An 18,445-nucleotide genomic window follows, 5' to 3' on the forward strand; every position below is an offset into this window, starting at 1 on the left:
ACGCATGACACAAATCGATCGCGTCTTCATTCGATTTCGTGGCCGCACGATCGGTCCACTGACACCCGACAAAGTCAAAGAGATGGTCCGTCGGGGACAGGTAACGCGCATGCATGAACTGTCTGCGGACGGGTTGAGTTGGACGAAGGCTGAAGAGTTTGGTGGATTCTTTCCACGAGTCGCCCCCGCGGGATCCGCTGCGGGCGATTTGGCCTCTGACGGAAACACGGTCCCGCCGGGCAGTAGCGGTCAAGCAGTGATCGCTCCCAACGAAAACGCCGCGGCACAATGGTACGCGCACGTCCAAAACGAAAAGCAAGGTCCTGTTTCGCTGGACCAAATGCGTCTGTACGTCGAAGCGAAGATCTTGAAAAAGGATTCGCTCGTTTGGAAGAACGGAATGCAGGGATGGGAACCGGCTAGCGAAGCGATCCCGGAACTTTTCGGTGGCAAGCCGGCATCCGGAAGTGGTGCCTCAGGTGATTCCGCCGAGGACTCCGATGATGTTGGCGGAACCGTCAACGGCACTTTGGCAAACGAACTTTGTCAAAATCACGCTTGGGTGCTCGCCTTCGGAATTGGTCTGGTTTTGGGGTGCCTGGTTTTCTTCGTCGTGCACGTTTTGAAACTCAGCGAAGGCGGACAGAAACCTAAATCCGACACGTTTTCGACGGTCGTCCATTTAATCTCAGCTGCGGTTGGCATTCTGGTTGGTGGTTTAGCGATTCAATTGGCAACGAAGTTAAAGGCGGCGGATCAGGCGTCATCCCCCATCGCCGCGATCGTAGCGGCCAAGTCGCTGACCCAGTTTTGGCAGATCGGTTCGATCGCCGCGATCGCATGGACGGTGATCGTGACACTGGTCATCATCGCTGCCGTTGCCATGAAAATCCCCGTGACCAGCATCTTGGGCTGATCCCCCTTGATTCCAGAGGGCCACTTGGGGCACCAAATGTGTCGCCCTCGGACTAATTCATTGATTTTTCGAATTCGTTGCACGGATCCGCGCCTTCGCGCCCACTAACCACTAGCAGGGCATTTCTCCGTACGAACTCGAGCTGAATCATGAGACTGACGCTTCGCACACTACTCGCATATCTCGATGACACCTTGGAGCCAAGGGATCGAGAAGACTTGCGTGAAAAGCTGGAACGTAGTGGGCAGGCAAGCCAATTGGTGCAGGCGATCCGTGCAAGCATCACGAAACCAGATCTGTCCGCACCCGCTCCTGATTCGGTTCATCCGACAGAAGACGCGAACATGATGAGCGACTATCTGGACAGCACGTTGTCTCCAGAGCAGACAGCGGAAATCGAGAAAGCGTGCATGGATTCGCTTTCCAGTTTGGCCGAAGCGGGCGCCTGCCATCAGATCTTGACGATGGTTCTCGGTCGCCCCGCAAAAACGACTGACCAGCTTCGCAATCGAATTTTTTCGATGGTCGATGTCGACGGAAACGTCCGGGCGACGGAGAGTCAATTGTTTGCCGATGGTGGGGCAGGTCGTGCGATCATCGCGGGCGAGATCGGTCCTGGTTATTCAAGCATCGAGATGGGCGAAACCGAAGGTTCGACCGGAACCGATGCTGAAATCGAAGATGTCCCACCTGCATCGTTTGAAGACACCAACCTGCCACTTCCCAACTCGGTGACGCAGGTCAGCGGTTCGCCCGTAAGCCCGCCTCCTGCCATCTTGCCAAACCAGACAACGATGCTGCCGGAGGTAAAGCCGGTCGGAGTCGACGACAGTGGCGTATTCAAGGCAGGGACAAAGCTGCGTGAACAGTCGGCCCAATTCGCCGAGATTGGCAACTACCTCGATGACGGCATTCCGCTCGCCGGTGCACGCCCGCTTCGCGAACTGGAGCGTTCTGATTTTTACGAGGGTGATGTGCGACCATCCCGCATTACACCTTGGTTGGTCTCACTCGGACTTGCCGCAGTCTTGTTGTTCGCGATCAGCCAAGTGTTCGCGCCATTGATTGGGCCCCAGGCTTCCAAACAAGATACCGACGCAAAAATGTCGGATCTGCTGGATGACGACCAGACTGTGCCATCTGCGGACGACACGGCAGTTGTCGCTGACGATCCTGAATCGACAAACCCATCCGACGAGAGTCAGCCTGTTAAAACTCCCGATTCAGAGGCTGAAAACGAAACGAGTGAACTACCCGCCGAACCCGTCGGGGATGCCACGGTCGTCGATGACGTGGCCGAGTCGACGCCTGAAATGGAAGTGATTGAATCCGAGGTCGAAGTCGATTTTTCGGCTCCACCCGTTCCTCCGAGTGACCCTATCGCCGATGCCGCAACGGAGGAGATGGACGTTGCCGAAACCGCCGACCCCGTGATGTCTACGCCGGCTGTACCTGCGACGGCACCAGACGCTGTCATCGCAGATGCGAGTATGGCAACTGAGGCGGAGCCAGACATGGCCGATGTCGCAAGCGTCGATCCGGCAACGCTGCCAACAGAAAGCGACCTGGTCCCGGCTGAAGCTCCCGACGCAGGTGCCATCGGTGATGGCGAGGCGATCGCGACGTTCAAATCGGACAACGCACTGGTGGGCATTCGAGTTCAAGACGACTGGAAGTTGCTTGCACCCAATGATCAAATTTTGCAAGGACAAACGGTTGCCTGTGGACCCGAGTTCCGTGCCACGTTCCAAATCGGTGAACGCGAAGAAAAATCGTTGGTCATGATCGGGGCATCGCAAGTTGCCCTGCAAAGGGACGGGGAGCAAACCGTGTTGGAGACAAGCTTTGGCAAAGGCGTCGTGCAACTTGCCGATGCCGGCGACAGTGTGGTCCTCCGAACACGCGATATTGCGATTGTGGCAACCGCAGAATCTGGGGCGACCTCGTTTGCGTATTCGTTGCAGCACCGACGTGGAATGGGAGCAGATCCGATGCTTCCCGAAAACCATCAAGCCGAATTGCAGTTGGTCGGACTCGAAGGAGACACGTCTTTCGTGGGCGAAATCGTCGTCGCACCGTCACGCGATGATTTGCGAGCCCCGGGAGATTTTACTTTGTCGAGCAACCAGTCAATCGAGTTGCTGCTTGGTGAGGAAAGTTCCGCGATCCCAACGGTTCAAGACATCGGGATGCTACCGCCATGGGTGAACGCGGAAATCGATACCGGATCGCTCGAAGCCCAAGCGGCGTCAGACTTGTTGGAACTGGTTCGTAGCGACAAAGCGGATTCATTGACATTGGCACTGCGCGTCGCACTGGGGTTCCGTCGCAACGAAGTTGCGGCGCTTGCTGGGAAGTCGATGTTGGCCTTGGGAGATGCCTCGGCCTACTTTGGCGTCGACGGGCTGTTCAGTGTTGGTAAGCAGCGGCTGTATTGGTCATCGCACCTTGACGCGGTGCGTGAAATGCTTGACCGTAGTGTCGCCGATGCCAGGGCCGTGCGGACAGCGATCGCAGGTGAAAATGCGGCAATCGACAATGCTGATGGTGACACCCTGTTTAAATTGTTAGTCGGGTACTCCCAGGAACAATTGAAACAGGGCGGTGATGAAGAACTTGTCAACGATCTTGAATCCGCTTCGATTCCGGTTCGCGTGTTGGCATCGGAAAATCTTCGCGACATCAGCGGTACCACCTTGTTTTTCCGACCTGAGGAAGAAGTCGAATCACGTCGCGAAGATGTCGTCAAAAAATGGAAGGTCCGGCTGAAGAAAGAATCCATTCGCTACGGGGAGGGCGAATGAGTCCAAACGCCAAGACGATCGCAAAGATTGTGATCGCGTTGGTGGTGCTTATCGGACTCGGCCTCACGGTCAAAAAGTCATTCGACGCGCTCGCACAGCAGCGAGACGCGACCCTGCAAACGATCAGTCAACTCGACCAGCAGATCCAGTCGGCAACGTCCCAGGTGGCGCGTGAAGGTTTGCGGCGCGAACGCGAGCTGGCTGCGGCAAGTTTGCCTGAGTTGTCGAATGTCTCTTGGGCGTGGTTGGCGATCGCGGCATTGACTTATAGCGTCGGCATGATCCCCGGCGGGATGGTCTTGTTGGAAGCTGTCGGGACGTTTGGTTTGGTGATTGGCGTGAAAGACGCGATCATCAGTCAAACGATTGGGCACGTCGGCAAATACGTGCCCGGTAAAGCGATGGTGGTCGTGATTCGAGCCGGTCGTTTAAAAGAGTTAGGCATCCCGTGGCTGGCCGGTTCTACCGCGGTCTTCATGGAAACGATCATGATGATGGCGGTCGGTGCCGCTTTGTCAGGGGCGATGCTATTGTGGTTGCCGGTTCCACGCTGGATGGGTGCGTGTGCGTTGTTTGCCGGATTGGCCGCGACCACGTTAAGCCTGCCTCCGATTCTGTATCGAATCATCGATCGGTTGGGGATTCGACGGGTGGCACAGGAACCCAGTTCGAGTCAACGTTCCGTCGCCCCACCAGGCGGTTGGCGATTTTTTACCGCCGCATGGCTATGGCATTTGTTGGGATGGATCTTGATCGGGGGCTCATTCGGAATGGTGCTGATCAGTTTGCCCGGTCTGCCAGAGGACGCCTCGCGGGTGACTTTAGTGGTCGCATCGATTGCCGCGATGGCGCTCGCAATGGTGGTTGGGTTCGCTTCCCTATTGCCGGGTGGCGCCGGGGCCAGAGAGTTGGCGTTGACAGTCGTTTTATCACCGGTGGTTGGGACGTCCGTGGCGTTATTTGCCGCGATTGTCGCTCGAATCCTTTTTATTGTCGTTGATGTGGGTTTGGCGATCGGTTTGGGGGCATGCCCCGGCTACGTGCCGCGTCCAAGCGTCAGCCCAACGTGTCCGAATCGGTGGGGGCCTGAATCAGCCGGGCCTGAATCAGCAGGGGCACAGCAAAATCCATCGCTAAATCAAAACTGCGAAACCTGGCTCATTGTTCGGGTTTGAACCTGATAGATTAGAATTCAGGTACTGGGCCGCAAACGCGCCCAATAATGATTGTGAACCCCTATGCAGTGTCACCGTTTCCTTGTGCTTTTGAGCCGCCTTTGTGTGGCTCATGCTGTCGAAACGGCGATCACACGGTCACTACGATTTTCCTCTAGCTTGTGCGCCTCGGTTGTCTGTCAGCGAATCCACCGCGCTGCGTTATCGCCAATCGGACCCCGATGTCCGACTGATGTTGCGTGTCAAAAACGACGACGCGGCAGCGTATGAAGAGTTACTCCGCAAGTATCACCCACGCTTGGTCCGCTTGCTACGTGCAATGGGGCCTCGAGCCGATATGGCAGAAGACCTCGCCCAAGAGACCTTCATGCGGGTCTGGCGAGCGAGAACACGCTACGAACCGGGGGCAAAGTTTTCGACTTGGCTGTTCACGATTGCTGCCAACGTCGCACGCAATGCCACGAGGAGCCAAGGACGACGTCAAGAAGTCAACGAGGTTGACGCACCTGGCGGTGGCGACGGTTCGCAGGCGGTGGGAATCGTGACAGCAACTGCACTTGAAGCCAGTAGCCTGATGCCTAGTCGAGTGGTCGAAGGCGTCGAGCGAGGCGACATCGTCTTGCACGCGGTTAAGACCCTGGGCGAACGTCAACGGACAGCGCTGATGCTGTCGCGTTTTGAAAATCTGAGTTACGCCGAAATCGCCGAAACGATGGGGTTGACCACGAAAGCGGTCAAGTCGTTGCTCAGCCGCGCCCGCGTCAACCTTAAAGAACTGCTCCAGCCTTACATCGAAGCAGGGCTGGTTCCGAAGACTGGGGGCGATGATGAGTGAAAGTGTGTTGCTGACGGACGACCATCCTGTCGATCCGGATGACGAATTGTTGGTCGCCTACTTGGACAACGAACTTGAAGACAACGAGCGTCAATCGGTTGAACGCCGCTTGGTTGCCGAGCCCGAGTTTCGCCACCGATTGCAAATGTTGCAAACCGGTTGGGATTGGCTCGATGAAATCCCCGGCGAAGCGATCGACGAAAAGCTGGTCGAGTCGACGATCGAAATGGTCGTCTCCGATATCGCGCCCGCAAAGCCCGAAAAGGCCAGTTGGTTGTTTGAGAACCGTCGCGCGGTATTCACCATTGCCGCGATCGGATTTGCGTTCGGTGTCGGTGTCATTAGCACCACCTACGCTCGCCGCTTGTCGCTGCAAAAACAATTCGATGATTTGGCGGTTGCCGAGGAGATCGATGCGTACAGCTTGGGGCCAGACTTCAAATTCTTCAATGAATTGGCAACCAATCCGCGTTGGCAAGCGATGGCTTTCGCAATGCAACAGATCAACGAACGGTCCATGGAACCGCAGCGTTTGGTTGAGTCTTTGCCAGCGGACGACATCGCAACCGCGGTGAAATCGTTGCCAAGCGATCAACGCGATAAGCTGCTCGTCAAATGGAACCGATTCGAGTCATTCGACGATTCCACCAAAGCGAGTTTGCGAGACACGGCTGCCAAAGTTAACGAGCGAGAAGAACGCGATTCGTTGCTGACGACGATGAAGGTCGCATCGATATGGATCGAAGACCTGCCCGATGAAATGCGAGACGCGATCCGAAGTGACAACGCGAATGTACGGGCTGATGCCATCGAAGAAGCGATTCAATACAAGATGGCCGACCTGTCGTTTGATTCAGGCAAATTGATCAGCGAATCGACTTCCGAACGAATCTTCGCCTGGCTCGATGCAATTTTGTGGGACCGCATTGATGAGCTGCCACCGGAGATGGCGGAGCGTTTCCGATCGGGAGTAAAGCAGCCCAACGGCAACACCGAGATCTTTAAGCTGGTGATGATGTACCAAATGTTGGACGATCCAGATCAGCATGGCCGTCGCCGTTTTGGGTTCAACCGCTTTCCGTTTTCAGGGGGGCGTCCCGAGCCTCCACAAGACGGGCCTCCACCGCCTGATGGCGATGCGGATGCGAACCGAGATGGCCCCTCAGGACGTCCACCCGGCCCTGTACGACTGCGGCGTGTCACCGAAGATGAATACAGCGTACTACGCAGCATGCTGGACAAAGACGCTTTGATGACGCTCGATGCGTTGACCAGCTACTCTACCCAGTTTGCCGGTGAAACGGCTGTGAATGCAACGCTTCGAACCTGGGCTCAGGAGTCGGTGCGTCGCCACATCGCGGAACTTCGAAACCACGACGATTCGACGGTGCTCGAACGCTACCTCGACTACGACAAAGACAGCCGATTTGGCGAAGATCGGGATACGTTGGATCTGCAATCGCCGTCACGGATCAAGAAAGAAATCTTTGATCGACGACGATTCGACTTTCGCCGCTAGGGCTGCCTTTCGAACTCGACCGCAAACGAGTTAGGCGGTTTCGTATTTAGCGAAAATCATCTTGCCCGCATTCGTTTGCAGCGTGCTGGTTACCCGCACGTCAAGTTCCTGGCCGATACGGTTGCGTCCGCCTTCGACGACCACCATGGTGCCGTCATCGAGGTATCCGACGCCTTGTTCGGCACCTTCGCCCGGTTTGATGATTTTGACGATGAAGGTTTCGTCCGGCAGATAAACCGGACGCAGCGAGTTGCTGATCTCGTTCAGGTTGATCACAGGGACATTGTGCAGCTTGGCAACCTTGTTGAGGTTGTAGTCGCCGGTGACGACTTTGCCTTCGAGGTGTTTGGCCAGCAGTACCAGTTTCAGGTCGACCGTTTGTCCAGCCAGCTCAGGGAGGTCGCGATCAAAGATCATCAGGTCGACATTGTCGTCCGCACGCATACGGTTCAAAACGTCCAAACCGCGGCGGCCACGTACACGGCGCAATTTGTCACTGCTGTCGGCAATCGCCTGTAGCTCGCTGAGTGCGAAACGCGGCATGATCAACTGGTTGTCAAATACGCCTGTGTTGACCAAGTCTGCGATCCGGCCGTCAATCACCACACTGGTATCCAAGATCAACGGTTTGAAACCTTTGACTTCACGGACAAATTCCACATAGGGAATCAGGAATCTGAAATCGTCTTTCGTTTGGATCAAAACACTGGTGCAGATATAGCACAACAGCATCCCCATGATCAGCTTCACCGCATTGCCAAGCAGCAACGACTGAGCAAACAACGGGGCGAGGGCGATCCACAACACATAGGTCAACAAGAACCCGATCAGGACTCCGAAGTAGACGGCGGAGATCGAGTCGATCCGTTTGCTGGAGATAAAGATATCTCCCATGATCGCCGCAACAGCGATTCCCATGATGCCAACGAACACCAGATACGGATTGATGTCCGCATCGCTCGGCAACGCCGTGTTAATAATCCAGGAGACCCCGCCGGCGCACAGCAAGAATACGCAACGGAGAATGATCAGTTCCATCAGAAATTCGACGAATCGAGAGTTGGGAGACCTGGTGCCGGAAGCCCAGATAAAGCCCTAGTTTAGATGAGACGTCTCGTTTATCCCAAGGGGCCCATCGCACTCAAAGCACCACAGAGGGGTAAAAATGCGGTTAAGGTCCACAGAGCTGGCATAATCGGAACGCAATGCAGTATAGAAAAATATGACCGCATGTGTGCGTCCGACGCCCCCAATTGATGCACGCATCGAGAACTGTCGGACGGACGCCGAATGAACATGTTGTTTTGGAAAAACTCTAATTGAGATTCGCCATTAGCCGTTCGATTTTCGATTCAACCTTGGCAGCTTCGCTGGCGATTTCATCGTGTGACTGTTTCGCGGCATCGACGACTTGTTGTGCCTTTTGAATTTGTTCCTGCAAAGGCGCTCGCGTGGTCGCGAGTTGATCTGCTTCCGCTTTCTGTTTCGCAGCTTGATCACGATGTGCCGCGATGGAATCAAATTCTGTCGTTCGTTGGCGACGGAGCTTGGCCAGCTCCAACAATTTGCCCGCGAAGCGTTCTTCCGATTCAGCCAACGGAACCATCTTCGTTGCGTCTGACGCCAAGCTCACGCGGAGTGCTGTCACCTGGTCTTGCATGTCACGCGTTTCGCCTGAGAGCGCCGGCAGCTGTTGATCAATCTTTGCAACGGACTGTTCGGCAGTCGTTGCCGCCGTTTCGCTTTCGGCAGATTGACGCTGTAACTCTGCGATCTTTTGGTCCAGTTCCGCGAGGGGTTTCTTTGCGGCTTCGAGCCCCGCGAGTGCTTGGTCCAACTGTGCCTTGACGGGTTCCAGACGTTGCTGGACGGAGACCAAACTCGTCTTCGCATTTTCCAGTCGAGACGCTGTTGCCGGCGGATTGGCGGCGAGTTTCGACGTGGCGTTCGCGTCGTCAATCGGCGTGTTGAACACCTCTCCGTTCCAGTTGCCATAGATCAGGCGTTTTCCGTCATGGCTGATTGCGACTTCCAGCATCGCTTCGCCGCCTTGGGGAAAGTTCTTGATCTCGTTTCCGTCACCACCCCAAAGCTTTGCGCGAGCGTCGGCGCCAGACGTTGCGATTTGACCCTGATGATCAAACTTGACACTTGTTACGCCACCGCCATGGGCATTGATGGTTCTCAAGTTTTTCCCGCCTTCCATTTCCCATAGTTTGACCGTTCCATCGGCACTCGCACTGGCAAGCACGTTTGAATCGTCACGCCATGCGAGCGAATGAATTGCACCTTTATGCCCGGTCAAGTCTAAGTACAAACGTCCTGTTTCGGCTTCCCAAACACAAAGACCGCCAGACCGATCGCCCGAGGCGACGAGGATTCCATCGGGGCTGTACGCAACGGCATAGATCCAGTCCGTGTGTTTTTTGATGTCGAACAGTTTCTCGCCGTCGGTCGCGTCAAAGATCCGCAACATCTTTTGCGGACCACCGAGGGCGACCCGGTTCATTGCGTCATTCGCGTCGGCACCGAACACGGTGTCCAATTCATCACCGACGGTCGCGACACGTTCTCCGGTGGTGACATTGAAGATCGCGACGATCCCTTGGACCGAATGCTCTCCACCGCCAGCGATCAAGAACGCCCCATCACGACTGAATTTTAAATCTTGGGCGATGCCTTCCTCAAATGGCAGGATTCCCAACAATTCGCCGGTGTCGCTGTGATAGAGCACAATTTGTTGTTGCCCAGCGATCGCCACCAATGGCGCCCAAGGGCTGCTCGCGATTGCGGTGATGGCGCTTGCCCGTTCGGTCACCAGTGGCGTTGCCAAGGGCGTGGTTTCGGGCATCGCCGCCGGGCCATCTGGTTTTCCGCCGGTCGACGCGACGAAGGCGAGCGCGTTCGCCTTTTTCTTTTTGACTTTCGACCCGGAGTTTTCAAGGATGCCGCCTTCGATCCAAGCCTTGATGATCGCCAACTGCGGTTCAGGAAGCTTGTCCTGATTCGGTGGCATCACCGGGGTGTCTTGGTGGCTGACCAGTTGCCACAAACGACTTCCGCCCAAATCACCATCGTCGTACACCACCTCGCCGCTACCGCCGCCTTCGACGACCGAGCCGAAGGTGTCGAGCGCCAACCCACCTTTCTTGTCACCCTGGTGGTGGCAGTTCAAGCAGTGTTGCCGAAAGATCGGCTTGACGTGTTCTTCGAAAGTGACTTTTTCAGGGACGTCCTTGGCGTCAGCCGCCATCACGCTTGGAGAAGCTGATGAAGCGAGGCCGGCCGCGATGAGTGCGAATCGTTTTAACATCGGTTGATTAACTTTGGAAAACATCTCGAAGGTCAGCCTCAGTGATTGAACACAAATTCGCGACTATTCAGAACTGCCCAGTAGACGTCTTCGAGTGCAGCGACTTTGTTGTCGGTTTGTTCCAGCATCCCCGTGAGCTGCGCCGATTCTTCCGCGGTCGGCCTACGTGTCAGACAACGTACATAGATCCGCTCGAGGACTTGTTCGTTGGTCAATTTCTCTTCGTCAAGCCATTTTCGCACCTTGCCTTCACGAGCGACCTTTTGGCTGACGCTGCTGCCGTTAAGCAAATGCAACGCTTGCGAGAGCGACGGATCCGTCGATGCCTCGCAATCGCAGACGGTTGCACGAGGCGATCGTCCGAATGTTGTCAGAAAGTAATTCGACGTTTGGCCGTCGGCGATTTGAACTGCTCGAGCACCCAGCGGCAAACCGCGGAATTTATCGGGCGAATCAGTTGCTTGGCAGATGCAATCCAACAAGCTTTCCGATGGGATACGTCGGGTTAGCGCGTAGGCGTAGTTCCGGGTGTCATGGGCGTTGGTCGGATTCGTTTCACTGCTGCGCTGGTACGCTTGGCTGTTGCAAATGTCACGGACAAGTTGACGGAAGTCGAATTTGTACTCGACTAACTTGTCGCCGAGCGTGTCAAACAGTTCAGGGTTGCTGGCCGGGTTGCTGACGCGAATGTCGTCCACTTGGTCGACCAATCCGACGCCCATGTAGTGTGCCCACACACGGTTGGCAATCGATGTTGCAAAGAACGGATTCGTTGGCTCGGTCAGCCAGTTGGCCAAAACCTCTCGGCGATCTTTGCCACGAGTGTCAGGCGATTCGCCCCCAAGGAACTTTGGCGGGACCGGTTGGTTGGTGACCAGGTGGTTGACCTCACCGCCGCCACGGTTAAATACGATTCGCTCGCGGTAATCTTCCGCACCTTTTCGTCCGATCTGTGAAAAGAACGAGGCGAAGCCGTAGTAGTCGTTCATCGTCCAGCGATCGAACGGGTGGTTGTGGCACTGGGCGCACTGCGTGCGAATCCCCATGAAAACTTGCGCGACGTTCTCGGCAGTTTTTAGCGTGTCGCGTTCGATTTCATAGAAGTTCGTGGCCGGTGACGAAAACGTTCCGCCCGTGCTGGTCAACAACTCGCGAACCATTTGGTCGATTGGAACGTTGCGAGCAAACTTGTCGGTCAACCAATTGGCGTAAAGGTAAGCTGATTTGTAGCTGACATCATTCGTGCTTTTGACCATCAGCAGTTGTGCGAATTTCATCGCCCAGATTTCGCTGAACTCTTTGCGTTCGAGCAATTGATCGATCAAACGTGCGCGTTTGTCGTCGGCAGTGTCACTGATAAAACGACCGTATTCTTCTTCGGTCGGCAGCAAGCCAGTGATGTCGATCGTCACCCGGCGTAGAAACTCCTCGTCTGAGCACAATCCGCTTGGCAAGATCCGCAGTTGTTGCAGCTTTTTGCCTACCAATTGGTCGATGTAGTTGCCCGTGACCTGAGGTGGCTCGTATTGCAGGCCGACGGGCAATGCCAACACTTGGCTGCCAACGGTGTGCGTATCAAAACGTGCCATGACGAATGCTTCGCCACGACGGCCTGCCGTGACCATGCCGAGGTTGTCGATGTCAGCGGTGCCGGAATTGTTTGATGTAAACGCGGCTAAGGTGGTGACATCACGTGTCGTGCCGTCACTATAGGTGGCGACCGCGACGAATCGTTGTTTGGCACCTTCGCCTTCGATCACCGCTTGTGGTGGATAGATGGCAACGGCATCGACCGTCGGCGGTTGGTTGTCTTGGGGATCGTTGTGCGCGCCCGCGGCCAGCCATTCCAGAATCGTGGCGTAGTATTCCGAATCGGTGCCGAACAGTTTGCCGCCGGTGTGTGGAACAGTGCCGATCGCTTTTTTGACGAACAGGCTTTCGGCCGGGATCGCCAAATTGATTCGGCGAAAACCGATCTCGCGTGTGATTCGTGTGTAATCGCCGACAGGGTCAAACCCAAACAGGCTCAAGCGAAAACCGTCTTTGCCTCGCGCCGCACCGTGGCACGATCCGGTGTTGCAACCGGCTCGCGTGAGGACCGGCATCACGTCATTGGTAAAACTGATCGGTGGTGTGGCGGTCGCGTTGGAGACCGTCACCGGAATTTTAATCGTGGTCCCGAGGTATTCGCCAACCAGTTCAGTTTGCCCGTCGGCGACTGGGAACAATTTGAAACCGTCACGCCGAACTTTGGATTCGTCAGCGATGTTCCAGATCACTCGATCACTGGCGTCTTCGGTGATCCCGTCGTCACGGCGAATGACGGCGACAAAGGATTGGAAATCACGGGTCGAGTTCAATTTGATTTCAGGAGGATAGATCGCCAAGTCGACTTGGCGGGCAGTGCCGCTCGGCTGACTCGAAGCCTCTTCTGCGGGCGTCTCTTCAGCCGGTGTGACGGCCAATGAGATGCCAGCGAGCAACGCAGCAATCAGCAATGGGCTTACCGTTCGGATCATCATGAGGACTTGCGCTCGGTTAGATTGAATTTCGTTGTGAATGCTACTGGTTTTTTTCTTGTCGCAACTGCTCAAGACGACTGAGCGGTTTGGGGGCGGCAGGCTTGGGCGCTTCCGCTTTTGGTGGCTCTGGCTTCGCAGGTTCGTCAACCTTTGGCGGCAATGGCTGGTCGATCCGCAGTTCACCGGTCCCATTGGTTTGCACGATGACTTCGCCGTTGACCGTTACCCGGCTTTGAGCGTTCAACGTTTTGTGCAAACCGACTTTCGCTTCGTTGGTGATCTTAAGTTGGAACGTGACCGATTCGGCACCAGCCGGGATGGGCTGGGTCGGTGCTTCGCAGGTTACACCCGCGGGCAGGCCGACCAGTTGGACTTCTGCCTCACCTTCAAATTCACGAAGCGTCTCGACGGGCAACGCATAGGCGACATCGGCACCAAGTTCCCCAGCCGATTTAGGAAAGTCGTACTTAAACAGTTGGCTTTCGACGACCAAGTTGATCGGTGGTGTCGCGGTTACGGCTTGGCCGTTAGGCGTGTTGTAATAAGCCATGAAAATGATCGGCCATTCGCCAACACCCGCACCGCCGTTTGCCGTAATCGGAATCTCGACTTCGGATTGTCCTTTTGGAATCGAGCGTCCGTTGTTGATTCCAATCCCGGGCGGGTTGTAGAGCGTGCGAAGGGCAACGTTTTCTTCGAAGCCTTCGTTACGCTTGATGCGAACGAGCAGATTCTTGCTGCCGTCACGAACGATTGGAGTTTGTGGCTGGACCAACTCGATTTCGAAGGGGACTGGATCGGTTACCGCCATCGCGGCGCGTGTCGTATCGTAAGTCCACATCGGGCGACGGTTCTGCCCAAGCACCATGTTGTGCGTCTGGGAAAGTTTGCCGCCGACGAGCGGATTGTTCTCGTCGCCTTTACCGAAAACGGTGTAAAGCGAAGCGTTGTAGCCTGCATCAGCTGCGGCGGTGAAAACCACCGGAGCCTCTGGACGTCCATTGGGGATTGGAAACGCCGTCGCGGTCACACCAGCAGGCAATCCGTCCAGGCTAAGCTCCACCGGACCGCCGTAACGGTCGCGGTTGACGGACACCATCATCGCGCTGCGTCCTCCGATTGGAACCGCGACAACCTGCGCTTCGTCGCGGCGGAGCTCTTTCAGCGTCAAACTGACCGATGGTGGCGGTGTGCTGACTTCGATTCGATAGTTGTAGGTCGGTCCGCCGGAACGGAGGTGATCATAAATGCGAACCTTGTGTGGCCCATCGTCCTTGGCATCGAACTCCAAGAACGGGTCAATTCGACCGCGGCTATCATCGTTCGAAACGATCGTCGAGTTGTCGGGGGCAAAGACGTTGATCACCGCGTCCAACGGCGAACGAAGCACATTGCGAGCGAAGACTTCGACGCGGTAGCGTGTTCCCTTTTTGGCTTCGAACGCGAAACAATCAAAATCATCGGCTTGGCCAATCACGCCACAATATGCGGCGGGGACTTCTGACAGGGGCGCTTTCGCACGATCGTCGTTCGGCTCTTGTTCCATCACCACCGGCAGATTGTTGACGCGGACCCAGTTCGGCGATGGCGTCACGCCGGTGTCGTCTTGGGTGACCACGCCCCATTGTTCTTGCGATTCGCTCGGCAACGGGATCATTGCCGAACGCTCCGTGCCGTCCGACATGATCAATTGGGCATTCAATTCACTTGCCGGCTGACCGCCCGCGGGAATCACGGTGACAGGGCGTGGGAACGTTCCAACATGCAACCGGTAGGTACCCGAGTCGCTGCCCTGGAAAGAACTCTCACGAACCAAGATCGTGTAGGTGCCGTCTTCTGGCGCGGTGTAGGAGCACATGCCGTCCTGTTGCAACAGATCACTATCATCGCTTGATGCGACTTCGAAGCGACCTGAATCAAGGATCGCGATGTAGGGATCCAGGATGTCACGATTTTGCAGCGAGAATGCAAGCCGAAGGCCTTCGATTTCGACATTCAGTGTTTGCCCTTTGGCAAGCTTGACCTGATAGTGGTCGACGTCTTCACGTTTGACGATTCCTTCGACGGTCGAATTCAATTCGATCGCTTGCGGGGCGTCGAACTCGTCATTCGGTTCGGCTTCCGTCACGATTGGCATCGAGCCAACACCGAGTAGACGAAGGTTTGCGATCCCGCTTTTTGTGACCAGACGAAGTGGGTAAAGGCCCGGCGTCAAGTCGGCGGCTGCTTTGATTTTGACTTCGACTTCAGAGTTGTTGATCGGCTTGACTTCCAGGATTTCGATTCCTGGTAAATCGCAGAGCACTTGCGAAGCGTCACTCAGTCGATTGCCGCGGAACTTCACGACCGATTCTTCCCCTCGCACCACACCACGAGGTTCCAGCAACGTGACTTCGGGGATGGTCGCATTCGCCGTGGAGGCGACGGACGCGACTAGGGTCGCTAAGGTCAGGGCTCGGCAAATGCGGCCCGCGTTTCTTATCAACATCGTCGATTCGTTAACGATTGAGGAACGGTCGTGATAGTCAAAACCGCCCACCGAAGCAGGCGGTCGTTTGGTTGAACCCTACGATCAAACCATCAATGGCGTGATTAGCTTTCCGCCATCAACGATCTCGATGGGCCGATCCCCCGGTGCCATCAATTCTTTGTCTGCAACGATTCCCATCAAGCGATACATGGTCGTTGCCAAGTCGGCGGGCGAAACGGGATTGTCTTCCGGTTCGGCAGCGGTCGAATCGGAAGACCCGTAAATCATGCCGCCTTTGATCCCGCCACCAGCTAGCATCACGCTGAACACCTTGGGCCAGTGATCGCGTCCCGCATCGGGGTTGATTTTCGGTGTGCGACCGAATTCACTGCTGACCATCACCAACGTCTCGTCCAATAGACCGCGATCGCTGAGGTCATCAAGCAGCACCGCCAAGCCTGTGTCAAGCGACGGCATCTGGTTGCGGAATCCCTGGGTGATGTTCTGGTGCATGTCCCAGCCGCCGTATGTCAGGGTCACCAATCGCGTGCCGGCTTCGACCAGGCGTCGCGCCATCAACAAACGCTGCCCGGCCTGGTTTCGCCCGTAGCGATCGCGAAGACCGGCGTCTTCTTTATCGATATCGAAGGCTTCCTTCGCAGCGGGAGTGTCAAGCAAGCTATAGGCCCGTTCGTAGAACGTGTTCATTGCATTGACGTTGTCCGCAGCAGTGGCCGAGGCGAATTGGTTATTCACCATTTCGAGGGCTTGTTTACGGCGTACAAATCGCTCGCCATCAACGCCACCTGCCAAGTCCAGGTCGCGAACCTTGAAACCGTTTTGCGCCGGATCGGAGCCCAACGCAAACCCGCCATAGCTGCTGGGAAGATACCCCGTCCCGGCGAATTCGTTGGGGACGTTCGGGATACAGATATACGGTGGCAGGTTGTTTCGTGGCCCGTATTCGTGGCTGACCACCGAACCGAAGCAGGGGTACTGCAGCGCTGGGCTTGGCTTGTACCCCGTGAACATGTTGTGCGTGCCACGCTCGTGAGCGGCTTCGCCGTGCGTCATCGAACGAATAATGCTGAACTTGTCGGCACGCTGAGCCAGTTGCGGAACCGTTTCGGCGAATACCTCGCCGGTGTTGGTTTTGATCGTCCGCATCTCGCCCCGATATTCCAGCGGGCTGTACGGTTTGGGGTCGAACGATTCCTGGTGAGCGATCCCCCCGGGCAAGTAAACGTGAATGACGCTTTTCGCCTTGGCTTCGACGAAGTCGTATTGCTTTTGCTCCGCCATTGCTTCTCGCATCAGCAGCTCTGGCAGCGACAGCCCTAGCCCTCCGAGAGCTCCGACTGTCAAGAAACCGCGCCGACTGAATGGACTTCCTTCACAACGCATCGAACGACTCCGTAGTCAATGTTGAAGTGCTTGAGATCTATCAAACAAACCTTGTCGCGGAGGACTTCCTCGGCGATCAAGACGGCGACGCAGCCAACAAAACAGCTGCGACGAGATCATCGTTGGGCGGGAACATGTCGTCGGCCTGGGGCAGCGTCAAACATGCTGGGAGGTGGGATTGGGGTGGGTAGGGCTGAGTTCGAATCGGTCCGTCACGCCGGTGGAGATCTGCAGAGCCCGGTCGCCCTGCCAACACTCCAACGTTTAATTTGTTCCGATGAACCTGATAAAATCAAGCATAGTGGATTTTTATCTAGGTCCAACGTTTCTGCACGAGTCGATCTGGCTCGAATGCTTGTGATCCCGGCCGAGGGTTCAATTTTTCGGCGGATCCACTGAACACATTTTCCCTTAGGGTCGATTAGCGTAGCGAAAGTTTCCCCATCCGTCAAACCTTCACCCCCCAAGTCGGTCGTTGGCAGAGTGCTAGGGGATTGCCTGAGTGAGTCCGGTGAGATACGGAGTCGTTTGCATTGGCAAATTACGGTTCAGCATTTCGGGCATGGTCCACACCTGAGTGTCGTCCAAAGACAGATTGACACTTCGCCAAGTGAAGCGAACTGGTTGGTAGCGCCAACCTGTGGTTTCGCCGGAACTGTCAGCTTCGATCCTCAGCAGCACCTCCGGATCGGTACCGTTATCCCACACAAATGCGAACAGGGCGCCGTCACGATCTGGCGTCGACTTCTCGTAGCGAAAGATCGGCTGGGGAAGTAGCCGGAGATGATTGGTCTGTCCGTCGTGAATCATTTCCGCGCTGAAACGCCTAGCCAGCGTTCGCATTTGTCGTAATCGAACCGCATCATTGGTGCTAACCTCTGGCGCCTTTTCGATGTCTTTCAGCGCCAGCTTGTCAACTTCTGGGCGCCAAGTCTTGTTGGGCGGATTGCCAATTCGAAGCGGTGTAATTGGCTGTGGCTTCAGCAAATGAAGTTCGACGAATTCCGTGTCGCGGCCGTTGATCGGAATCGAGCCGATCGTTCCAACCACGGCCAAGCGGTCTGACTTGTCGGTCCAAACATAAACACTGCCAAAGAATTGACCTTCGGTTGAAAAGCGGAACAAGGGCTTCGGGTTCCAGTGATATGCCTCGCCAGAGTCCGCTTGCAGCGTCAGCTCTTTGCCTGTTTGGTCAAAGTGTTTGAAGAGTGTCTCACTGCGTTGCGTCTTTGCAGTTTCGTTCTTGTCAGAGTCCTGGGCGGTCGCTTGCGATGCAACCGACGCGACGAGGAACGCCACAAGCATGATGAGTCCGCCAAAGTTTCGATCAAACTTTTCAACCAACATCTTTCGTGCTCCACGCGATCGCGTTTCCCTGTTCTCGGCGCTCTACGCTGCAACGCCAGGGAATCAGGCTAACACACTGAAGACGCGTTGTCTATTAATTAGGGCGTGGCGAGCGACGGCTGGTCCATTCCGGCAGTGTC

At 55.9% G+C, this 18,445-nt stretch carries 11 protein-coding genes; 5 read left to right on the plus strand and 6 right to left on the minus strand.

The genetic code is table 11. From position 1 onward, the window contains the following. Positions 1-4: 4 nt before the first annotated feature. The 5 genes from CGZ80_RS15155 (at position 5) to CGZ80_RS15175 (ending at position 7,249) form a co-directional block, all read left to right on the plus strand. Positions 5-916: a DUF4339 domain-containing protein gene (locus CGZ80_RS15155; protein WP_094415868.1), complete on the plus strand. Its 912-nt coding sequence runs from the start codon at positions 5-7 to the stop codon at positions 914-916. A gap of 149 nt (positions 917-1,065) precedes the next feature. Next, entirely contained in the window at positions 1,066-3,720 is a 2,655-nt protein-coding gene (locus tag CGZ80_RS15160) for a hypothetical protein (RefSeq protein WP_094415870.1), read from the plus strand. Continuing rightward, positions 3,717-4,895 (plus strand): YbhN family protein, encoded by a 1,179-nt coding sequence (locus CGZ80_RS15165; protein ID WP_158222707.1) that lies wholly within the window; start codon positions 3,717-3,719, stop codon positions 4,893-4,895. The genes CGZ80_RS15160 and CGZ80_RS15165 overlap by 4 nt, the downstream gene beginning before the upstream one ends. 172 nt (positions 4,896-5,067) lie before the next feature. Further along, positions 5,068-5,730, plus strand: coding sequence for an RNA polymerase sigma factor (locus tag CGZ80_RS15170; RefSeq protein WP_409994550.1), 663 nt, complete (start codon positions 5,068-5,070; stop codon positions 5,728-5,730). Next, complete coding sequence (locus tag CGZ80_RS15175; protein ID WP_143543946.1) at positions 5,720-7,249, plus strand: anti-sigma factor family protein; 1,530 nt, start codon at positions 5,720-5,722, stop codon at positions 7,247-7,249. The genes CGZ80_RS15170 and CGZ80_RS15175 overlap by 11 nt, the downstream gene beginning before the upstream one ends. A gap of 30 nt (positions 7,250-7,279) precedes the next feature. On the opposite strand, the gene CGZ80_RS15180 is transcribed toward CGZ80_RS15175, so the two are convergent. The 6 genes from CGZ80_RS15180 to CGZ80_RS15205 all read right to left on the minus strand — a co-directional run bounded on the left by CGZ80_RS15180 (position 7,280) and on the right by CGZ80_RS15205 (position 18,305). Continuing rightward, complete coding sequence (locus tag CGZ80_RS15180; protein WP_094415874.1) at positions 7,280-8,287, minus strand: PIN/TRAM domain-containing protein; 1,008 nt, start codon at positions 8,285-8,287, stop codon at positions 7,280-7,282. Positions 8,288-8,564: 277 nt separating this feature from the next. Next, positions 8,565-10,562: a c-type cytochrome domain-containing protein gene (locus CGZ80_RS15185; RefSeq protein WP_094416032.1), complete on the minus strand. Its 1,998-nt coding sequence runs from the start codon at positions 10,560-10,562 to the stop codon at positions 8,565-8,567. 38 nt (positions 10,563-10,600) lie between these two features. After that, positions 10,601-13,081 carry a DUF1549 and DUF1553 domain-containing protein gene (locus tag CGZ80_RS15190; protein WP_094416035.1) on the minus strand — a complete coding sequence of 827 codons (2,481 nt, stop codon included), beginning with the start codon at positions 13,079-13,081 and terminating at the stop codon, positions 10,601-10,603. A gap of 43 nt (positions 13,082-13,124) precedes the next feature. Further along, entirely contained in the window at positions 13,125-15,572 is a 2,448-nt protein-coding gene (locus CGZ80_RS15195) for a pre-peptidase C-terminal domain-containing protein (RefSeq protein WP_094416037.1), read from the minus strand. Between the two features lie 84 nt (positions 15,573-15,656). Then, positions 15,657-16,958, minus strand: coding sequence for a DUF1501 domain-containing protein (locus tag CGZ80_RS15200; protein ID WP_094415876.1), 1,302 nt, complete (start codon positions 16,956-16,958; stop codon positions 15,657-15,659). Between the two features lie 486 nt (positions 16,959-17,444). Further along, entirely contained in the window at positions 17,445-18,305 is an 861-nt protein-coding gene (locus CGZ80_RS15205) for a hypothetical protein (RefSeq protein ID WP_094415878.1), read from the minus strand. Between the last annotated feature and the right edge of the window lie 140 nt (positions 18,306-18,445).

It is taken from the genome of Rhodopirellula sp. MGV (genome assembly GCF_002251265.1).
In the GTDB taxonomy this organism is placed as follows: Bacteria; Planctomycetota; Planctomycetia; order Pirellulales; family Pirellulaceae; genus Stieleria; species Stieleria baltica_A.